The sequence below is a fragment of the Roseibium sp. AWQ4_254 genome (genome assembly GCF_056161025.1).
This window is the reverse complement of the sequence record NZ_JBSWYH010000021.1, coordinates 12,235-31,148: the sequence shown is the minus strand read 5'-3', so window position 1 is coordinate 31,148 and position 18,914 is coordinate 12,235. Positions and strand designations below refer to the sequence as shown.

18 protein-coding genes and 3 tRNA genes are annotated in these 18,914 nt (G+C 58.5%); all 21 read right to left on the bottom strand.

From position 1 onward, the window contains the following. Window position 1: 1 nt before the first annotated feature. The 21 genes from nuoK to ACXAIC_RS16435 all read right to left on the bottom strand — a co-directional run bounded on the left by nuoK (window position 2) and on the right by ACXAIC_RS16435 (window position 18,846). Entirely contained in the window at window positions 2-310 is a 309-nt protein-coding gene (nuoK, locus tag ACXAIC_RS16535; protein WP_475182170.1) for an NADH-quinone oxidoreductase subunit NuoK, read from the bottom strand. 99 nt (window positions 311-409) lie between these two features. Continuing rightward, complete coding sequence (locus ACXAIC_RS16530; RefSeq protein WP_475182166.1) at window positions 410-1,024, bottom strand: NADH-quinone oxidoreductase subunit J; 615 nt, start codon at window positions 1,022-1,024, stop codon at window positions 410-412. A gap of 97 nt (window positions 1,025-1,121) precedes the next feature. After that, on the bottom strand, window positions 1,122-1,610 hold the full coding sequence (gene nuoI / locus ACXAIC_RS16525) for an NADH-quinone oxidoreductase subunit NuoI (RefSeq protein ID WP_475182161.1): 489 nt from the start codon (window positions 1,608-1,610) through the stop codon (window positions 1,122-1,124). A gap of 20 nt (window positions 1,611-1,630) precedes the next feature. Next, window positions 1,631-1,867: a hypothetical protein gene (locus tag ACXAIC_RS16520; protein ID WP_475182156.1), complete on the bottom strand. Its 237-nt coding sequence runs from the start codon at window positions 1,865-1,867 to the stop codon at window positions 1,631-1,633. Continuing rightward, entirely contained in the window at window positions 1,864-2,922 is a 1,059-nt protein-coding gene (nuoH, locus tag ACXAIC_RS16515; RefSeq protein ID WP_475182152.1) for an NADH-quinone oxidoreductase subunit NuoH, read from the bottom strand. Before nuoH ends, ACXAIC_RS16520 begins: the two co-directional genes overlap by 4 nt. Before the next feature lie 16 nt (window positions 2,923-2,938). After that, window positions 2,939-5,002, bottom strand: coding sequence for an NADH-quinone oxidoreductase subunit NuoG (gene nuoG / locus ACXAIC_RS16510; protein ID WP_475182147.1), 2,064 nt, complete (start codon window positions 5,000-5,002; stop codon window positions 2,939-2,941). A 26-nt stretch (window positions 5,003-5,028) separates the two neighbouring features. Continuing rightward, window positions 5,029-6,330 (bottom strand): NADH-quinone oxidoreductase subunit NuoF, encoded by a 1,302-nt coding sequence (gene nuoF, locus ACXAIC_RS16505; protein ID WP_475182143.1) that lies wholly within the window; start codon window positions 6,328-6,330, stop codon window positions 5,029-5,031. Window positions 6,331-6,339: 9 nt separating this feature from the next. After that, window positions 6,340-7,719, bottom strand: a complete 1,380-nt coding sequence (gene nuoE, locus ACXAIC_RS16500) for an NADH-quinone oxidoreductase subunit NuoE (protein ID WP_475182136.1) — start codon at window positions 7,717-7,719, stop codon at window positions 6,340-6,342. A gap of 81 nt (window positions 7,720-7,800) precedes the next feature. Continuing rightward, complete coding sequence (locus ACXAIC_RS16495; protein ID WP_475182131.1) at window positions 7,801-8,985, bottom strand: NADH-quinone oxidoreductase subunit D; 1,185 nt, start codon at window positions 8,983-8,985, stop codon at window positions 7,801-7,803. Further along, a complete protein-coding gene (locus ACXAIC_RS16490; RefSeq protein WP_475182125.1) occupies window positions 8,978-9,409 on the bottom strand; it encodes a GFA family protein in 432 nt (143 codons plus the stop codon). The genes ACXAIC_RS16495 and ACXAIC_RS16490 overlap by 8 nt, the downstream gene beginning before the upstream one ends. 11 nt (window positions 9,410-9,420) lie before the next feature. Further along, on the bottom strand, window positions 9,421-10,026 hold the full coding sequence (locus tag ACXAIC_RS16485; protein WP_475182117.1) for an NADH-quinone oxidoreductase subunit C: 606 nt from the start codon (window positions 10,024-10,026) through the stop codon (window positions 9,421-9,423). A gap of 87 nt (window positions 10,027-10,113) precedes the next feature. Beyond that, a complete protein-coding gene (locus ACXAIC_RS16480; protein WP_475182111.1) occupies window positions 10,114-10,692 on the bottom strand; it encodes a NuoB/complex I 20 kDa subunit family protein in 579 nt (192 codons plus the stop codon). Continuing rightward, window positions 10,683-11,048: an NADH-quinone oxidoreductase subunit A gene (locus ACXAIC_RS16475; RefSeq protein WP_475182108.1), complete on the bottom strand. Its 366-nt coding sequence runs from the start codon at window positions 11,046-11,048 to the stop codon at window positions 10,683-10,685. Before ACXAIC_RS16475 ends, ACXAIC_RS16480 begins: the two co-directional genes overlap by 10 nt. Window positions 11,049-11,588: 540 nt before the next feature. After that, a tRNA-Asp gene (locus ACXAIC_RS16470) sits at window positions 11,589-11,665 on the bottom strand. A 51-nt stretch (window positions 11,666-11,716) separates the two neighbouring features. Next, window positions 11,717-11,793, bottom strand: a tRNA-Asp gene (locus ACXAIC_RS16465). 368 nt (window positions 11,794-12,161) lie between these two features. After that, a tRNA-Val gene (locus tag ACXAIC_RS16460) sits at window positions 12,162-12,237 on the bottom strand. Window positions 12,238-12,447: 210 nt separating this feature from the next. Next, window positions 12,448-13,107 carry a hypothetical protein gene (locus ACXAIC_RS16455; protein WP_475182105.1) on the bottom strand — a complete coding sequence of 220 codons (660 nt, stop codon included), beginning with the start codon at window positions 13,105-13,107 and terminating at the stop codon, window positions 12,448-12,450. Window positions 13,108-13,458: 351 nt separating this feature from the next. Then, window positions 13,459-13,734: an HU family DNA-binding protein gene (locus tag ACXAIC_RS16450; RefSeq protein WP_006934728.1), complete on the bottom strand. Its 276-nt coding sequence runs from the start codon at window positions 13,732-13,734 to the stop codon at window positions 13,459-13,461. A 188-nt stretch (window positions 13,735-13,922) separates the two neighbouring features. Beyond that, window positions 13,923-16,352 (bottom strand): endopeptidase La, encoded by a 2,430-nt coding sequence (gene lon, locus ACXAIC_RS16445; RefSeq protein ID WP_475182097.1) that lies wholly within the window; start codon window positions 16,350-16,352, stop codon window positions 13,923-13,925. Window positions 16,353-16,707: 355 nt separating this feature from the next. Next, on the bottom strand, window positions 16,708-17,973 hold the full coding sequence (gene clpX, locus ACXAIC_RS16440) for an ATP-dependent Clp protease ATP-binding subunit ClpX (RefSeq protein WP_475182093.1): 1,266 nt from the start codon (window positions 17,971-17,973) through the stop codon (window positions 16,708-16,710). Window positions 17,974-18,210: 237 nt separating this feature from the next. After that, the gene (locus ACXAIC_RS16435) at window positions 18,211-18,846 is read right to left on the bottom strand and encodes an ATP-dependent Clp protease proteolytic subunit (RefSeq protein ID WP_475182090.1); all 636 of its coding nucleotides are present in this window, start codon (window positions 18,844-18,846) and stop codon (window positions 18,211-18,213) included. Window positions 18,847-18,914: the final 68 nt, after the last annotated feature.

Genomic DNA, 18,914 nt, shown 5'->3' with positions numbered 1-18,914 from the left:
CCTACCCTTTCATCACGTTGACGTCTTCCACGGCGATAGAGCCGCGGTTCCGGTGGAAGACCACCAGAATGGCCAGCCCGATGGCCGCCTCGGCAGCCGCCACGGTCAGAACCAGCAAAGTGAAGATCTGCCCCATCAGATCGCCCATGAAAGAAGAAAAAGCGACGAAATTGATATTGACCGACAGAAGCAGCAGCTCAATCGACATCAGGATAACAATCACGTTTTTCCGGTTCAAAAAGATCCCAAAGATCCCGATCGTGAACAGGATGGCCGCGACCGAAAGATAGTGCGACAAACCGATTTCCATGGGCGCCTCGCCGTGCTCCCCTCGTTTACCCCTACCCGGCCCTGCACAGAGGAGTGTGCCTTGGCCCGGACTTTCCCGATATGACGCAAGCCTGCCGCGTCAAATTCCCTTGCCGGTTCCCACCTTCCGGACCTCAATGGCCGTCTCCCGGGATCTGGCAACCTGCTCCGAAATATTCTGGCGCTTGACGTTGGGCTTATGGCGCAGCGTCAGCACAATCGCGCCTATCATGGCCACCAGCAGCACAAGACCGGAAATCTGGAAGAAATAGATGTATTTCGTATAGAGGACCGAGCCGATGGCCTCGATATTGCTAACCTGCGCAAGATCCGGTGTCGGCTCCGCGGTATGCGCAACAAGCTCGGGCACCATCACCCAGGCCCCGAGCCCCATCAGCAGCTCGATCATCAAGATCAACCCGACAAGTCCGCCAATGGGCAGGTATTGCAGCAAGCCCTGACGCAGCTCGACAAAATCGACATCCAGCATCATCACGACAAACAGGAACAGGACCGCGACCGCGCCAACATAGACAACCACCAGCAACATCGCCAGATACTCGGCGCCCAGCAGAACGAACAGGCCAGCGCAATTCACAAAAGCCAGGATCAGGAAAAGGACGGATGTCACCGGGTTGCGGGCCGCGATCACCATGAACCCTGAGGCCAGCGTGACACCGGCAAACAGGTAGAAAAAAAGGGCTTTCAGGATCATATCAAAGACCTGCCTGTGGTGTGGCCTGATCGGGCCGGAATGTCGGTGCCCGGCCGGATTGCCGGGCTGAAGTGTCGGACCTGTTCACATAAAGCTCCTAACGGTAAGGAGCATCCATTTCAATGTTGCGGGCGATTTCGCGCTCCCAGCGGTCTCCGTTGGCGAGCAGCTTGTCCTTGTCATAGTAGAGTTCTTCCCGGGTCTCCGTTGCGAACTCGAAATTCGGCCCTTCCACAATCGCATCCACCGGGCAGGCTTCCTGACAGAAACCGCAATAGATGCACTTCACCATGTCGATGTCATAGCGGGTTGTGCGGCGGGTGCCGTCATTGCGGCGCGGCCCGGCTTCAATCGTGATCGCCTGGGCCGGGCAGATGGCTTCACAGAGTTTGCAGGCAATGCAGCGCTCTTCCCCGTTCGGATAGCGGCGCAAAGCATGTTCGCCCCGGAAGCGCGGGCTCACCGGACCTTTCTCGAACGGATAGTTGACCGTTGGCTTCGGCTTGAAGAAATACCGCATCGCCAGAAAGAATGCCGATACGAACTCCTGCAGAAACAGCGATCTGACGGCTTGACTAAGTCCCATCGCGTCTTGCCTTTCCTTCCTCAGCCAGCCAGCTGGCTGGCGGCCCAATACCCGACAACCGGACAGCCGATCATCGAAACTCCAAAACACAGACCGCGCAAGAGCGTTCCGTATCGCGCAGACCGGCCTCCGTCTCCGCCGGCCTGCCTGTTTGCCGTCTCAGATGCCTGAAGCAACCCCTTCAGGATCTTGTAGTCCAGCCAGCCCACATAGAGGCCCACACACGCCCCGACCACCCCGGCAAGCGAGACGCTCATGCAGCGCCCGGCGCCCAGCCAGTGGCCATCAGCACAGCGGCAACAACAACGACCATGGCCAGCGACAGGGGCAGAAAAACTTTCCAGCCCAGGCGCATCAGCTGGTCATAGCGGTAGCGCGGCACCATGGCCTTGACCATGGCGAACATGAAAAAGCCAAGCAGACATTTTAGAATGAACCAGACAATGCCCGGCACCCAGGTAAACGGCGCGAAGTCGAACGGTGGCAACCATCCCCCCATGAAGAAGATGGTCATCAGCGCGCACATCAGGCAGATGGCGACATATTCGCCCAGCATGAACATCATGTAGGGGGTCGAGCCGTATTCCACCATGAAGCCGGCCACCAGCTCCGATTCCGCTTCCGCCAGATCGAAGGGCGGGCGGTTGGTTTCCGCCAAGGCTGAAACAAAGAACACCATGAACATGGGGAACAGCGGCAGCCAGTACCAGTTCAGGAAAGACAGCCAGGGCACTCCAAGCATAGTCGCCAGGCCGGTCTGCTGGGATTCTACAATGCCGGAGAGGTTCAATGTGCCCGCGCACAACAGCACGGTGACGATCACGAAGCCGATGGACACCTCATAGGACACCATCTGGGCGGCGGAGCGCAGGGCCGACAGGAACGGGTATTTCGAGTTGGACGCCCAACCGCCAATGATCACACCATAGACTTCCAGCGAGGACACCGCAAAAACAAACAGAACACCCACATTGATGTTGGCGATGACCCAGCCGTCGGCCACCGGGATCACCGACCAGGCCGCCAGCGCAAGAAGCACGGAAACCAGCGGCGCCAGCAGGAACAGGATCTTGTTCGCCCCGGACGGGATCACCGGTTCCTTCAGCACGAATTTCAAAAGGTCGGCAAAACTTTGCAGCAGCCCAAAGGGGCCGACCACATTCGGGCCGCGCCGGATCTGAACAGCCGCCCAGATCTTGCGGTCCGCATAAAGAACATAGGCGACGATCACCAGAAGCACGACCATCAGCAAAATGCTCTGGAAGGCCATCCAGAGGAACGGCCAGCCGTAGGTCGTCATGAACTCAGCCATTTCCTGTCCCCTACCCCTATTCGGCAGCTTCTGCTGTCCGCGTTTTGGCCAGCACCGAACATTCGGCCATCGTTTTGGAGGCCCGCGCAATCGGATTCGTCAGGTAAAAGTCCCTGATCACATTTGCAAATCCGGCCCCGTCCATTTTCGCTGGCGCTTTGGCAAGCTTTTCAATATCGGCGCTGTTGCCTGCTTCAATCGCATCAATTCCGGTCATGTGCGGATGGGCTTCAAACAGCTTGGCCCGCAGCTCGCCCAAGGAATCAAACGGCAAGGTCTGGCCAAGGCTTGCGGACAAGGCCCGCAGGATCGCCCAGTCTTCGCGTGCTTCGCCCGGCGGGAACGCCGCCCGGTCGGCCATCTGGACCCGGCCTTCCGTATTCACATAGAGCGCAGTTTTTTCCGTATAAGCCGCCCCCGGCAAAATCACATCGGCGCGGTGCGCGCCCCGATCCCCATGGGTGCCCTGATAAATGACAAAGGCCCCATCCGGGACCTCAACCTCATCAACCCCCAGAAGGAACAGCACATCAAGCGCGCCCGGCGCCAGCATGGCGGCAGTGTCCTTGCCGCCTTCACCCGGCACGAAGCCAAGATCCAGCGCGCCAACCTGGGCCGCTTCCGTGTGCAGGATGTTGAAACCGTTCCAGCCCTCCTTGATCACGCCGAGCGATTTGGCGGCAGCAGCCAGAGTAGCCAAAACCGCCGCCCCGTCCGGGCGATTCAAGGCGCCCTGCCCGATGATGAACATCGGCTTGTCCGCCTTGGCCGGCGCATGACCGGTAAACTGTTTCAGGCTGTCTGGACCGGCACCGAGATAGGTCACCGGATAGGTCAGATCCGCGTTTTCGCCGATCAGACCAATCTGCAGATCGCCCTGGGACCAGCGCTTGCGGATCCGGGCGTTCAGAACCGGAGCTTCCTGGCGCGGATTGGTGCCGATCAACATGATCGCATCCGCTTCTTCAATGCCTTCGATGGTGGAATTGAAGAGATAACTGGCCCGGCCATTCTTCGGATGCAGCGGAGAGCCGGGATACCGGCTGTCCAGATTGGCGCAGTCAAGTTTTTCAATCAGGCGCTTGAGCGCGAACATGTCTTCCACGCCAGCCAGCTGGCCTGCAAGCGCCCCAACGCGCTCTGCCGGTGCTGCCTTCACCTTTTCGGCAATAATCCCCAACGCCTCCGGCCAGGACACTGGCCGCAGCTTGCCGTCCTTGCGGGCATAAGGCCGGTCGAGCCGCTGGGTCTTCAGACCGTCCCAGATATAGCGGGACTTGTCGGAAATCCACTCCTCGTTGACCTCTTCATTCAGCCGCGGCATCACCCGCATGACTTCCTTGCCGCGTGTATCAACCCGTATCGCGCTGCCGACTGCGTCCATCACGTCGACGCTTTCGGTCTTTGTCAACTCCCACGGACGGGCATGGAACTCGTACGGCTTATGGGTGAGCGCGCCAACGGGGCACAGGTCCGCCGCATTGCCCTGCAATTCAGAGGACAGGGCCGCTTCCAGATAGGTGGTGATCTCGGCGTTTTCACCGCGCCCCACCAGTCCCATATCGGTGACACCGCACACTTCCGTGGTGAACCGGACGCAGCGGGTGCAATGGATGCAGCGGGTCATGATCGTTTTGATCAGGGGCCCGATATCCTTGTTCTCCACCGCACGCTTGTTTTCATAGAACCGGGACCCGTCCACCCCATAGGCCATGGCCTGATCCTGCAGGTCGCATTCTCCACCCTGGTCACAGATCGGGCAATCCAGCGGATGGTTGATGAGCAGGAACTCCATCACCCCTTCGCGGGCCTTCTTGACCATTTCGGACTTGGTCTCAACGACAGGAGGTTCCCCGTTCGGTCCGGGCCGCAAGTCCTTGACGCCCATAGCACAGGAGGCGGTCGGCTTGGGCGGCCCGCCCTTCACTTCAACGAGGCACATGCGGCAGTTGCCTGCAATCGACAGGCGGTCGTGATAGCAAAAGCGCGGCACCTCGGCGCCCGCCTCTTCACAAGCCTGCAGCAGTGTATAGTCCGCAGGAACGTCCACTTCATTGCCGTCGATGATGAGCTTCGTCATCCGTTGCTCTCCAAATCCCGTTCCGCTTACTCAGCCGCCACCATCGCCGAAGACGATTTCGACTTGGCGACATAATCATCGATTCGCTGCTCGATGACCGGCCGGAAATTCTTGATCAAACCCTGGATCGGCCAGGCGGCCGCATCTCCGAGCGCGCAAATCGTGTGGCCTTCGACCTGTTTGGTGACTTTGAACAGCATGTCGATCTCCTCATAGGAGGATTCGCCCTTCACCATGCGCTCCATCACCCGCCACATCCAGCCAGTGCCTTCCCGGCAGGGCGTGCACTGGCCACAGCTTTCATGCTTGTAGAAATAGCTCAACCGGGCAATCGCCTTGATGATGTCGGTGGACTTATCCATCACAATCACCGCCGCTGTGCCAAGGCCGGAGCCCATTTCCCGCAGCGTGTCGAAATCCATCGGCGCGTCCTTGATCTCCTCACCGGTGCAGCACGGCACGGACGACCCGCCCGGGATCACCGCCAGCAGATTGTCCCAGCCACCACGGATGCCACCGCAATGCTTGTCGATCATTTCGGAGAACGGAACCCCGAGTTCCTCTTCAAAGGTCGCAGGCTGGTTCACATGGCCGGACACGCAGAAAAGCTTGGTGCCGGTATTGTTCGGCCGCCCCAGCGCGGAGAACCAGGCCGCTCCACGGCGCAGGATCGTCGGGGCAACGGCAATGGATTCCACGTTATTCACTGTGGTCGGGCAGCCATAGAGGCCGACATTTGCCGGGAATGGCGGCTTCAGGCGCGGCTGGCCCTTTTTGCCTTCCAGGCTTTCCAGAAGAGCGGTTTCCTCACCGCAAATATAGGCGCCCGCGCCGTGGTGGACATAAATGTCGAAATCGTAGCCGTTCTTGTTGTTCTTTCCGATCAGGCCAGCTTCATAGGCCTGATCGATGGCGGCCTGCAAGCGCTCGCGCTCGCGGATGAACTCGCCGCGCACATAGATATAGGCCGCCACCGCGCCCATGGCGAAGCCCGCCACAAGGCAACCTTCCACAAGTGTGTGCGGATCGTGGCGCAGAATTTCCCGGTCCTTGCAGGTGCCCGGCTCCGATTCATCCGCATTGACGACCAGATAGGCGGGACGGCCGTCGCTTTCCTTGGGCATGAACGACCATTTCAGCCCGGTCGGGAAGCCTGCGCCGCCGCGCCCGCGCAGGCCGCTGTCCTTCATCTCCTGTATGATCCAGTCCCGGCCCTTGCCGAGCAGCGCTTTGGTATTGTCCCACTGGCCGCGCTTCTTCGCGCCTTCCAGACCCCAGTCATGCAGACCGTAGATATTGGTGAAGATCCGATCCTGATCCTTCAGCATCTCTTCCCCCTAGTCTTCGCTCTTGGAGGATGCCACGTCACCGGCCTCCACACGCTTGGAAAATTCGGTTGCTTCGCCGGAGGCCAGGATCTTCGCCTGCGCGATCCAGCCATCCCGCTCGATCCTGCCCTTGAACTTCAGCCGGCTATCCACCCAGGCCACTTCCGCCGGGCCCCAGCTGGCCACCTGGTCGAAATGATAAAAGCCCAGGCCGTGCAGCGTGGCTTCCAGCTTGGGGCCGACCCCTTTCAGCTTTTTCAGATCATCCGCCTTGCCGCCACGCGGACCGTCCAGAACCTCGGGCGCCTTTTCGTCCACCGCAGGGGCAGACGCCTTGGCAGCAGCGGGTTTCTTGGCAGCCGGTTTCCTTGCCGCTGACTTCTTTGCCGCAGCCCTTTTCGAGGCAGGCTTTTCCGTCTCAGCTGGTGCGTCAGCCACCGTGTCCTGTCCTGTCTCCACCGGTTTGTGCGGCGCCTCAGAGGCCTTGGCCACAGACGCTGCAGGAGCTTCAGTCTTTGCGGCGGGCGCCGCCTTGGAGGCCGGGGCCGCGTCTTTCCCGGCCGCTGGCGAGGCTTCCTTGTTGGGGGCGCTCTGAGGGGCAGTAGCCGTCTTTTCCGCCCTTTCGGCGAAAGCAGCCCTCACCTTGGCCACCGCGTCTTCAGCCGGGGTTGGCACGCCGCCAAAGTCGGCCCCGCCGGTGTTGATCGCAGCGCCGGCAAAATGGTGTGATGCCTTTTCCGCGCCGTCCACAATATGGGGCTCCGGCCCGGTGCCGTTTGTGTCATCGGCCAGCTCAGTCAGGGTTGTCTGTCCGCCTTCGGCCATGGCGAAGCGGCGGCCATTTTGCGGGCCCGGTGTCACAGCGCGGCCTGCCGAAATGTCATCGATCAGCTTTTCAAAGCTTTCCGGGGTCAGATCCTCATACGTATCCTTGAAAATCTGGACCATCGGCGCATTCACGCAGGCGCCAAGGCATTCGACCTCTTCCCAGGAAAACAGGCCATCCTCGGAAATTTCGTGCATGTGCTTGGCGATCCGGGACTTGCAGATCCGGATCAGGTCTTCCGAGCCGCGCAACTGGCAGGGGGTCGTGCCGCAGACCTGAATATGGGCTTTTTTGCCCACAGGCTGCAGCTGGAACATGGTGTAGAAGGTCGCGACTTCCAGAACACGGATCTTGGGCATGTCCAGCAGGTCCGCGAGATAGCGGATGGCCGGTTCGCTGACCCAGCCGTCATTCTGCTCCTGGGCCCGCCATAGCAACGGGATCACCGCAGAAGCCTGCCGGCCCGCCGGATAGCGGTCGATCAGCTTTTTCGCCCAGGCAAGATTGGCCTCGGTGAAAGCAAAGCTGTCTGGTTGTTCCGCGGCAAGCCGGCGAACTGCCATGGTGTTATCCCCGTTCTGTCACACTGACCGGAGCCGGACGGGCGGCTTCCAGGGTCGGAATTTGGCGGCACAGTTCCCTCATCAGCGGTCAACCTCGCCGAACACGATGTCCAAGGAGCCAAGCACGGCCGAGACATCGGCCAGCAGGTGCCCCTGGCACAGGAAGTCCATCGCCTGCAGATGGGCATATCCAGGTGCCTTGATCTTGCAGCGATAGGGTTTGTTCGTTCCATCGGCGACCAGATAGACCCCGAACTCGCCCTTGGGCGCTTCGACCGCCGCATACACTTCCCCGGCCGGAACGTGATAGCCTTCGGTATAAAGCTTGAAATGATGGATCAGCGCTTCCATTGAGCGCTTCATCTCACCACGTTTGGGCGGCACGATCTTGCCATCCACCGCCGAAATCGGCCCGGTTTCCACGGTTAGCTTTTCCAGGCACTGTTTCATGATCCGGACCGACTGGCGCATTTCCTCAACGCGGATCAGATATCGGTCATAACAATCGCCGTTCTTGCCGACGGGAATGTCAAATTCGAGCTCCGAATAACATTCATAAGGCTGGGATTTGCGCAGATCCCACGGCGCGCCAGAGCCGCGCACCATGACCCCGGAAAAGCCCCAGGCCCAGGCGTCTTCCAGATCGACAACGCCAATGTCGACATTGCGCTGCTTGAAGATACGATTGTCGGTCAAAAGGCCTTCAATATCGTCCAGTGTCTGCAGGAACGGGTCGCAGAAATCCCAGATATCGTCCAGCAGATCGCGCGGCAGATCCTGATGAACCCCGCCGGGACGCACATAGGCTGAGTGCATACGGGCGCCGCAGGCGCGCTCATAAAAGACCATCAGTTCTTCACGGGGCTCAAACCCCCATAGCGGCGGTGTCAAGGCCCCCACATCCATAGCCTGGGTGGTGACATTCAGCAGATGTGACAAGAGCCGGCCGATTTCCGAATAGAGCACCCGGATCAGCTGCCCCCGCTTGGGCACGGTGATGCCAAGAAGGCGCTCGACTGCCAGAGCATAGGCATGCTCCTGGTTCATCGGCGCCACATAGTCGAGACGGTCGAAATAGGGCACCGCCTGCAGATAGGTCTTCTGCTCGATCAGCTTTTCCGTGCCCCGGTGCAGCAAACCGATATGCGGATCAACCCGGGTCACAACCTCGCCGTCCAGTTCCAGCACGAGACGCAAAACGCCGTGGGCCGCCGGATGCTGGGGACCAAAATTGATGTTGAAATTGCGAACCTGAGCTTCAGCCATTTTGAGGCCCTTGTTGAGACGCAAAGAGCTCCATCACCTCAGCCCCGGTCAATTGCCTGGTCTTGTTGGAATAGGCGAAATTGCCGGGTTTTTCGTCAATGAAGATCTCCGTGGTGAAGTCGAACGCCCCCGGATCGTCAAACGCGCCAACGGCGACACCCGCATGGGAGCCATCCTTCATCTGCCAGAACAAGTTGCTGCCGCAGGTCTTGCAGAATTGCCGAACACCCCAGTCCGAGGATTCGAACGTGCCGAGCTGAGTGTCGTCTTCCACCTCGATGGAGCTGCAATTGACTTCCATGAACGCCCCGCCGCTCCAGCGGCGGCACATGGAACAATGGCACACGCCCATTTCCATCTTGTCGGGAACCGCGGTAAAGCGGACCGCACCGCACAGACATCCACCTGCCAGTTTCTCGCCCATCGCGCTGCTCCTCACGTTGCCGATGCTTTTTCATCGCCGGGCAGCACGTAGTCCGTGCCTTCCCAGGGCGAGAGGAAATCAAAGGAGCGCATTTCCTGGTTCAGGCGCACCGGTTCATAGACAACCCGCTTTTTTTCGTCGTCATAGCGAACTTCCACAAACCCCGTGACCGGGAAATCCTTGCGCAGCGGATGGCCGTCAAATCCGTAATCGGTCAGCAGACGACGCAGATCCGGATGACCGGTAAACAGGATGCCATACATGTCATAGGCTTCCCGCTCGAACCATTCTGCCCCGGGGAACAGCGGTGTCAGCGAGGCCACCGGCGTGGTTTCATCCGTTTCCAGCTTCACCCGGATGCGCTGGTTCTGAACCGGCGACAGGAAGTGGTAGACCACATCGAAGCGTTTTTCCCGCTCCGGATAATCGACGCCGCAAATGTCCGTGAGATTGATGAACTTGCACGAGCTGTTGTCGCGAAGGAACCGGACCGTTTCCAGAATATCGGTCGCATTGACGGTCAGGGTCAGTTCGCCATAGGCCACTTTCCAGGAGACAAGAGAGCCACCCAGCCCAAGCTCGATATGCTCAGCGAGTTCCTTCAGCGTCTCATCCATCAGCCCGACCTCACTCCACAGGAGTTATTTTCTGGACGCAAAGGCGCCCGCCCTCTCCAAACCGGCCACCTTTCAGCGGCAGGTCCCCTATCGTTCAATCGTTCCTGTCCGCCGGATCTTCTTTTGCAGCAGCAAGATGCCGTAAAGCAGCGCTTCGGCCGTTGGCGGGCATCCGGGCACATAAATATCCACGGGTACAACCCGGTCACACCCGCGCACCACGGAATAGGAATAGTGATAATACCCCCCGCCATTGGCGCAGGATCCCATGGAAATCACATAGCGTGGCTCCGGCATCTGGTCATAGACCTTGCGCAAGGCCGGGGCCATTTTGTTGGTCAGCGTTCCCGCCACAATCATCACATCGGACTGGCGGGGGGATGCGCGCGGGGCAAAGCCGAACCGTTCGGCATCATAACGCGGCATCGACACCTGCATCATCTCTACGGCACAGCAGGCCAAGCCAAAGGTCATCCACATGAGCGAGCCGGTCCGCGCCCACTGGATCAGGTTGTCCGTGGACGTGACGAGAAAACCCTTGTCGGCAAGCTCGTTGTTCACGTCCATGAAAAACGCGTCATCTTCTCCGGCAGGTCTGCCGGTCTTCGGATCAAGAATGCCCTTGGGCTGAGGAGCAACAAGCGGCTCTGTGGTGGTTAATCCCATTCCAGCGCTCCCTTCTTCCACTCATAAATAAAGCCGACGGTCAAAACGCCCAGGAAAACCATCATGGACCAGAAGCCGTACCAGCCGAGTTCCCCAAAGACAGCCGACCAGGGAAACAGAAAGGCTACTTCCAGATCGAAAATGATGAACAGGATTGCGACAAGATAAAACCGGACGTCGAACTTCATGCGCGCGTCATCAAAGGCGTTGAAACCGCACTCATATGCTGAAAGTTTTTCCGGATCCGGGTTCTTGTAGGCCAGCAGGAACGGGGAAATCAGCAGCGCGAGGCCTATTACCAACGCAATGCCAACGAACACCACAATCGGGACATATTCCCGCAAGAGTTCTTCCATGTCTTTCGCGTCCTTGCATTTGCAGGGCGGACCAGAACACGATCCGGAGCCAGGCCCCCTTGCCCGCATCCCTCTAAAATCCGGAAGGGTGCGTACAGCCCGTCGGCCATCTTAACCAACATGCGTCCGCACGCTTAACTTACCGTTTGGTGCAACGCAAGACCCTACCATGGTCAAACACTTGTCACACTTGATCAAAATGGCCAATGATCCCTTACGTTTTCTGCAGTTGTGTGCCCCGTTGAAAACTTTGCAAGACTTCGGGCGCATATGCCGCACTTGCGCGAAATGACCAACCTGCTCCGTGAAACGGACTTTGGCGGATTCCCCGACGTTCCCGAGTCGGTCCGCACCGGCGCATCGGCGGCGTAACTGCGAGATTGCAAGGGAGAAAGCAGCTCTTGAGGCGCTAAAGGAGCAGGCACAAAGCTCCGGGGCTGACCGTAAAGCCACACAGGCCGGGAAATCGGACCAAGGCACGTCTTACATCTTGGGAAATGGGCAGGCTGTGCGACGGACAGCCTTCAAGAAAACCGTGAGTGGCGCGAGTGACGGGGCTCGAACCCGCGACCTCCGGCGTGACAGGCCGGCACTCTAACCAACTGAGCTACACCCGCACATTCACGGTTTTTGCGCCCTCCCCAACCGGATCTCGATCCGACAAGGAGTGGCGCGAGTGACGGGGCTCGAACCCGCGACCTCCGGCGTGACAGGCCGGCACTCTAACCAACTGAGCTACACCCGCTTCGTCCGGCAACGCTCTGTCGCCGTGAAGTGGCGCTGATGTACGGCGGCTGGATGGGGAAGTCAAGCGCCCAAGCCTGTCAAATATGTCGTTTTTTTAAAAGCCAGCCAAAAGCGCGGCCCACCGCCCTCCTGCCCCTCGCAATCATTGTGGATAATTTGTCCGTTCCCCATGTGTGTTCCTTGTGAAAAGAAGGTAGGAGAACCGTGATTTAGCAAATAGGTTCAGATGATTAGTCTCGTTTGTGGCAAAACGCTGCCCGCCTCAACATGCTCAGACAGACGCTCCAGGCGTTCTAAATCAAAAACGCACGCAACGGAATTCCCGGACGGTCATCCGATCAAGATATCATGAAAAAGGAGAGGGAATGGTGGGCGATGAGAGACTCGAACTCCCGACATCTTCGGTGTAAACGAAGCGCTCTACCAACTGAGCTAATCGCCCTCAACGAGGTGAGACGCCTTTTAGGGGCTCTGGAGACGCTTGGCAAGAGTAAAACGCGTCCGTCCGCCCATCACGCACCTGCCTGTGGATGACGGGTCTCCACGCCGCGTTTTGGAGCCCGTCCCGCTTGGACGGTCTCACGGGCTGGCGTCCTGACCATTTTCACCTCAGACCGGGGCGCCCAACGAGTTTGCGCTTGCAACGGCCGCATCACCACCTGAGCCCATAGGCAAAATTCAGCATGTTGATCAGTCCGCCGCGCGGGTCATCCTCCGCCAGCCCCTTGGCCTGGAAGAAGCGGACAAGCCGGTCAATGCCCGCCTGATCGTCCGGGCCTCTGGGCGGCATCTGGCCCATGAGCTTGGCGGCAATCAGCCAGGAGAGTTTGCGCCCATAGCGGGCCTGATTGGCGTAGAAATCCGGGTTGCTGGCCGCCTTTTCAAAGAGCCGCCCCCAGGCCTGATTCACCTGATCGTTGATTGCCTCGATCCGGATCAGCCCCGCCCCGCCCGGGCTGCGTGCCCGGTTCAAAAGGTGATCGATATTGTAGCCGGCCAGATCGGCTGGTGTGGCGCTGACCTGATAAACCTGCCGGACGAAGCCGAGCCAGGCGTTGCGATAGCCCGAATAGCCCGCCCGCACCCAGACGCTTGCATTGGTATCTGGATTGCCGTCACGGCGCACAATCACCGCATTGCGCAAGCTTCTGCGGCCCGATTGCCCGGTTTCCACCTCAAGATCCAGATCATCCAGAAACGCATGGCGTTGCAGCTCTTCAATCGTCTCGACCTGCACCTGTTGAAAGGGATCATTTTTCCAGGCGACAAAGAGTGCGTTCTGGCGGTTGCGGATAATGGTTTGCAACGACATGGGGTCTCGCGTCTCCAAAAGGATAAAAGAAACACCCCATTCTAAGGGCAACTATGTCCCGGGAAAGACTGCAAACACTTTTGAATAACTCTCGCAATCACTCCAGAGCGCAGCACGTTCACCGGGCACCAGAACGGTTTGTCGTCTCTTGCGCTGAGATCTTTGAGTTCAGGCTGCAAAAACTGAACCGGGAGAATGCGCTGTGCTCAAGACTATGACGGCAAGCCATGCCCCATGCGCACCGGTGTAATCACGCGGTTCCGCCCCCCGCTGAAGCTCAAAACAAGAAAACCCCGCTTCTGCCAGTGCAGAAACGGGGTTTTCGAGACAAATTGTCCCGAACACGTGAGCTTAGGCGTTCACAGCGTCCTTCAGGCCTTTGCCAGCCTTGAATTTCGGCGTCTTAGAAGCCGGGATCTGGATCGTTTCGCCAGTCCGCGGGTTCCGGCCTTCGGTGGCTGCACGCTCAGAGACCGTGAAGTTCCCAAAACCGATGATGCGGACTTCGTCACCGCTTTTCAGCGTTTGCGTGACTGCATCAAAAGTTGCGTCAACTGCTTCGCCTGCCTGCGCTTTGGTGAGGCCAGTCTTTTCTGCAACAGCTGCGATCAGATCGTTCTTATTCATAGCAGATACCTTTCTAAGAAACGGCAGAGTGCCGACGATTCCTGTCAGCGCCGTTGCGCGAAATTCGTGCGAATTGACATGAAACGCAAGTGGTTTTTTCGCAGAAAACCGCCATTTTGACCGATTATTCAAAAGAAAAGCCCCGGAAGGTCCGGGGCTTTGGTTTTTATCGGGCAAAAAAAGGGTCCTCAGTGCGCCAGAAGTCCGGACTTGTCCTTTTCCGACTCACCCGCCTTGGCTGCAGCCTCAGCAGCGCTTTCGTCCCATTCGATCCGCTCCGGCAAACGCACGAGCGCGTTTTTCAGGACGTCTTCCATCCCGGTCACCGGCACAATTTCCAGCGAGTTCTTCACCGAATCCGGAATATCTGCCAGATCCTTGGCATTGTCTTCCGGGATCATCACCAGCTTGATGCCGCCGCGCAGCGCCGCCAGAAGTTTCTCCTTCAAGCCGCCAATCGGAAGCACCCGACCGCGCAGGGTGATTTCTCCCGTCATCGCCACATCCCGGCGAACCGGAATGCCGGTCATGGTCGAGATCACGGCCGTTGCCATGCCGATCCCCGCGGACGGGCCATCTTTCGGGGTCGCCCCTTCCGGAACGTGGACGTGGATATCGGTCTTGTCGAATTTCGGCGGTTCAATGCCGAAATCAACAGCCCGCGAGCGCACATAGGAAGCGGCTGCGGAGATCGATTCCTTCATCACGTCCTTCAGGTTGCCCGTCACGGTCATCTTGCCCTTGCCCGGCATCATCACGCCTTCAATGGTCAGCAACTCGCCGCCCACTTCCGTCCAGGCCAGACCGGTGACAACCCCGACCTGGTCTTCCAGCTCGGCTTCGCCGTAGCGGTAGCGCGGAACCCCGAGATAGTCTTCGACCACTTCAGGCGTCACCGTGATGCTTTCCTTGTCGCTCATGAGGATTTCCTTGACCGCTTTCCGGGCCAGGGTCGCCATTTCACGTTCAAGGTTCCGCACACCGGCTTCACGGGTGTAACGGCGCACGACGAATTGCAGGGCATCATCCTCGATCTTGAATTCACCGTCCCGCAGACCGTGGTCCTTTTCAGCCTTCGGAATGAGGTGACGGCGGCAAATCTCCACCTTTTCCTCTTCCGTGTAGCCAGCAATGCGGATCACTTCCATACGATCCATCAGGGGGCCTGGAATGTTCAGCGTATTGGCGGTCGTCACGAACATAACATCGGAAAGATCGTATTCGACCTCCAGATAATGGTCCATGAAGGAGGAATTCTGTTCCGGATCCAGCACTTCCAGAAGCGCCGAGGACGGATCCCCACGGAAGTCCATGCCCATCTTGTCGATTTCATCGAGCAGGAAGAGCGGGTTTGACTTCTTTGCCTTCTTCATCGACTGGATGACCTTGCCCGGCATGGAGCCGATATAGGTCCGCCGGTGACCGCGGATCTCCGCTTCGTCACGCACGCCGCCCAGGGACATGCGCACGAATTCACGCCCCGTTGCCTTGGCGATTGACTTGCCCAGCGAGGTCTTGCCGACACCCGGAGGACCGACGAGGCACAGGATCGGTCCGCGCAGCTTGTTCGCCCGGCTCTGGACCGCCAGATACTCCACGATCCGCTCCTTGACCTTTTCCAGGCCATAGTGATCCGTGTCGAGCACCTTTTCCGCCAGGGCCAGATCATGCTTGACCTTGGACTTCTTGCTCCATGGGATACCGATCAGCCAGTCCAGGTAGTTGCGCACGACGGTGGCTTCCGCCGACATCGGGCTCATCTGCTTGAGCTTTTTGACCTCCGCAGCCGCCCGTTCCCGCGCTTCCTTGGTCAGCTTGGTCTTCTTGATCTTTTCCTCAAGTTCGGCCAGCTCGTCGCGGCCGTCCTCGCTGTCACCCAGCTCCTTCTGAATCGCCTTCATCTGCTCATTCAGATAATATTCACGCTGGGTCTTCTCCATCTGGCGCTTCACGCGCGAGCGGATGCGCTTTTCCACCTGCAGGACGGAGATCTCACTCTCCATCATGCCAAGCACACGCTCCAGGCGCTCGGCCACGGAGACAACGCCGAGGATTTCCTGCTTTTCCGGAATCTTGATCGCCAGATGCGACGCAATCGTGTCGGCCAGCTTGGAATAATCGTCAATCTGGTTGACCGCGCCCAGAACCTCGGGAGAAACTTTCTTGTTCAGTTTCACATAGTTCTCGAACTCGGAAACGACGGAGCGGGCCAGAGCCTCCACTTCGATATTCTCGCCATCGCGCTCGGGCAGAACGGTTGCAGACGCCTCGAAATAGTCAGTCCGGTCGGAATACTGGCCGATCTGCGCCCGTGCGCCGCCTTCCACCAACACCTTCACGGTGTTGTCCGGCAGTTTCAAAAGCTGAAGAACCGTTGCCAGCGTGCCCACATTGTAGATCTGGTCCGGATTGGGATCGTCATCAGCCGCATTCATCTGGGTGGCCAGAAGAATGTGCTTGTCGGTGGTCATCACCTCTTCCAGCGCCTTGATCGACTTTTCGCGGCCAACAAACAGCGGCACGATCATGTGGGGGAAGACGACGATGTCGCGCAAGGGCAGAACGGGATAGACAGCGGTGCTGTCCGGATCAGTGGCGCGGATTTCTGCGTCGCTCATTTTTTATCCTTTCTCAGCGTGTTCCAGCCCCATTGACAAAAAGCAACCGGAACACTGGGAAACGGCTTCCGGGCCTCACCCGACTGGCCGAACCGCAGCACCCCGGCCGGGCGCGCTTGCAGTCCGCACAAGCCATTCTTTAGGTCTATTAGGTGGACACCTCACCTGCCCCTGTCAAGGCGGGCGTTCCGGTCATTCAGGTCTATCTGTTGACGACTCACACGGCCGGTGGAAAACCGCAGGGCGGTTTCACATCCCCTTCCAAAAAACAAAATGCCGCTCTTCAAGAGCGGCATTTATTCACTTCTTTTCAAAAGTGCAAGGCCCAGCCCTGAGACAGCTCAGGGCGAAGACATCAGGCACTGGTCGCAGAGCTTTCCTCACGGTCCTCATAGATATAGAGGGGCCGTGCTTCGCCTTTGACCACTTCCGGTGAAATCACCACTTCCTTGACGCCCTTCAGACCCGGCAACTCGTACATTGTGTCGAGTAGGATCGATTCCAGAATGGAACGGAGGCCGCGGGCCCCGGTCTTGCGTTCAATCGCCTTGCGGGCAATCGCTTTAAGCGCTTCATCGTGGAAGGACAGTTCCACCTGTTCCATCTCAAAGAGACGCTGATACTGCTTGACCAGAGCGTTTTTCGGCTCGGTCAGGATCGTGACAAGCGCATCTTCGTCAAGGTCTTCCAGGGTCGCGATGACCGGCAGACGGCCGACAAACTCCGGGATCAGGCCGAACTTCAGCAGATCTTCCGGTTCCAGCTCTGCGAACAGCTCGCCCACCCGCCGGTCTTCCGGTGCCTCGACGCGGGCCTGGAAGCCAATGGAGGTCTGGGTGCCCCGGTCGGAGATGATCTTGTCGAGACCAGCAAAGGCGCCGCCGCAGATGAACAGGATGTTGGTCGTGTCCACCTGCAGGAATTCCTGCTGCGGATGCTTACGCCCGCCCTGGGGCGGAACGGAAGCGACGGTGCCTTCCATGATTTTCAAAAGGGCCTGCTGCACGCCCTCCCCGGACACGTCCCGTGTAATCGACGGATTGTCGGCCTTGCGGCTGATCTTGTCGACCTCATCGATATAGACAATACCGCGTTGCGCGCGCTCGACATTGTAATCGGCTGACTGGAGCAGCTTCAGGATGATGTTCTCGACATCTTCCCCGACATAGCCAGCTTCCGTCAGCGTGGTCGCATCGGCCATGGTGAAAGGCACATCCAGAATGCGCGCCAGAGTTTGCGCCAGAAGTGTCTTGCCGCACCCGGTTGGCCCAACCAGAAGGATGTTGGATTTCGCCAGTTCCACGTCGTTGTTCTTCGACGCGTGATTGAGGCGTTTGTAGTGGTTGTGAACGGCGACCGACAGAACCTTTTTCGCACTGCCCTGACCGATGACATAGTCATCGAGCACATCGCGAATTTCCTGAGGGGTCGGGATTCCGTCCCGCGACTTCACCAGCGAAGACTTGTTTTCCTCGCGGATGATATCCATGCACAGCTCGACACATTCATCGCAAATGAAAACAGTCGGGCCGGCGATCAGCTTGCGAACCTCGTGCTGGCTCTTGCCGCAGAAGGAGCAGTAAAGCGTATTCTTAGAATCGCTGCCGCTGGCCTTGGTCATGTAGTCAACCTCGCGTTTATGGGGCCTTTCCCCTTATCTTTCCAGGTGAGGCTAAAATATGGCCTTCCCGGTCTAGAGGCCGCGCGGATCTGCGCCACCCCACAATATAATGTCATCATGCTTCACCATTAAAAATCAATATAGGTTTAAGGTGAAGAGGAAAACCCGGTTTCAATGGGGGAATAACCGGTCTTTTGGCAGGAAAGTGTTTCCTTCCTTAAGACCGGGTAAGCCCGATCAGCCTTCGGCTTCGCCCCCAAGGGTCGAACGGTCAGTGATAACATTGTCCACGATACCGAATTCCTTGGCCCTTTCTGCCGTCATGAAATTATCGCGCTCCAGCGCTTCCTCGACCTGATCAAGGCCCTGGCCGGTATGCTTGACATAGATCTCGTTGAGCCGGCGTTTCATGGCCAGGATTTCCTGTGCATGAAGCATTATATCGGCTGCCTGCCCGCGGAAGCCGCCGGACGGCTGGTGCACCATCACCCGCGCATTCGGCAAAATGAAGCGCATATCCTTCTGGCCGGCCGCCAGAAGCAGAGAGCCCATGGACGCAGCCTGGCCGATGCACAGGGTCGACACCGCCGGGCGGATGAACTGCATCGTGTCGTAAATTGCCAGACCGGAGGTCACAAGCCCGCCGGGCGAATTGATGTAGATCGCAATTTCTTTGGAGGGATTCTCCGCTTCCAGATAAAGAAGCTGCGCGCTCACCAGGGTTGCCATGTGATCCTCGACCGGACCGGTCAGGAAAATGATGCGCTCCTTCAAAAGGCGCGAGTAGATATCGAAGGCCCGCTCGCCCCGGTTCGTCTGCTCGACAACCATCGGCACGAGAGTGTTCATGTAGATATCGACAGGATCCTTCATACCTCATCCATATGCTTGAGATGATGCCCGGCATTGCCGGACAAACCACAGCCCCCCAAACCGCAGAG

Coding starts and splice junctions, on each gene's coding strand:
- nuoK (WP_475182170.1), bottom strand. CDS start 310: ATGGAAATCGGTTTGTCGCACTATCTTTCGGTCGCGGCCATCCTGTTC.
- ACXAIC_RS16530 (WP_475182166.1), bottom strand. CDS start 1,024: ATGATCCTGAAAGCCCTTTTTTTCTACCTGTTTGCCGGTGTCACGCTG.
- nuoI (WP_475182161.1), bottom strand. CDS start 1,610: ATGGGACTTAGTCAAGCCGTCAGATCGCTGTTTCTGCAGGAGTTCGTA.
- ACXAIC_RS16520 (WP_475182156.1), bottom strand. CDS start 1,867: ATGAGCGTCTCGCTTGCCGGGGTGGTCGGGGCGTGTGTGGGCCTCTAT.
- nuoH (WP_475182152.1), bottom strand. CDS start 2,922: ATGGCTGAGTTCATGACGACCTACGGCTGGCCGTTCCTCTGGATGGCC.
- nuoG (WP_475182147.1), bottom strand. CDS start 5,002: ATGACGAAGCTCATCATCGACGGCAATGAAGTGGACGTTCCTGCGGAC.
- nuoF (WP_475182143.1), bottom strand. CDS start 6,330: ATGCTGAAGGATCAGGATCGGATCTTCACCAATATCTACGGTCTGCAT.
- nuoE (WP_475182136.1), bottom strand. CDS start 7,719: ATGGCAGTTCGCCGGCTTGCCGCGGAACAACCAGACAGCTTTGCTTTC.
- ACXAIC_RS16495 (WP_475182131.1), bottom strand. CDS start 8,985: ATGGCTGAAGCTCAGGTTCGCAATTTCAACATCAATTTTGGTCCCCAG.
- ACXAIC_RS16490 (WP_475182125.1), bottom strand. CDS start 9,409: ATGGGCGAGAAACTGGCAGGTGGATGTCTGTGCGGTGCGGTCCGCTTT.
- ACXAIC_RS16485 (WP_475182117.1), bottom strand. CDS start 10,026: ATGGATGAGACGCTGAAGGAACTCGCTGAGCATATCGAGCTTGGGCTG.
- ACXAIC_RS16480 (WP_475182111.1), bottom strand. CDS start 10,692: ATGGGATTAACCACCACAGAGCCGCTTGTTGCTCCTCAGCCCAAGGGC.
- ACXAIC_RS16475 (WP_475182108.1), bottom strand. CDS start 11,048: ATGGAAGAACTCTTGCGGGAATATGTCCCGATTGTGGTGTTCGTTGGC.
- ACXAIC_RS16455 (WP_475182105.1), bottom strand. CDS start 13,107: ATGTCGTTGCAAACCATTATCCGCAACCGCCAGAACGCACTCTTTGTC.
- ACXAIC_RS16450 (WP_006934728.1), bottom strand. CDS start 13,734: ATGAATAAGAACGATCTGATCGCAGCTGTTGCAGAAAAGACTGGCCTC.
- lon (WP_475182097.1), bottom strand. CDS start 16,352: ATGAGCGACGCAGAAATCCGCGCCACTGATCCGGACAGCACCGCTGTC.
- clpX (WP_475182093.1), bottom strand. CDS start 17,973: ATGACCAAGGCCAGCGGCAGCGATTCTAAGAATACGCTTTACTGCTCC.
- ACXAIC_RS16435 (WP_475182090.1), bottom strand. CDS start 18,846: ATGAAGGATCCTGTCGATATCTACATGAACACTCTCGTGCCGATGGTT.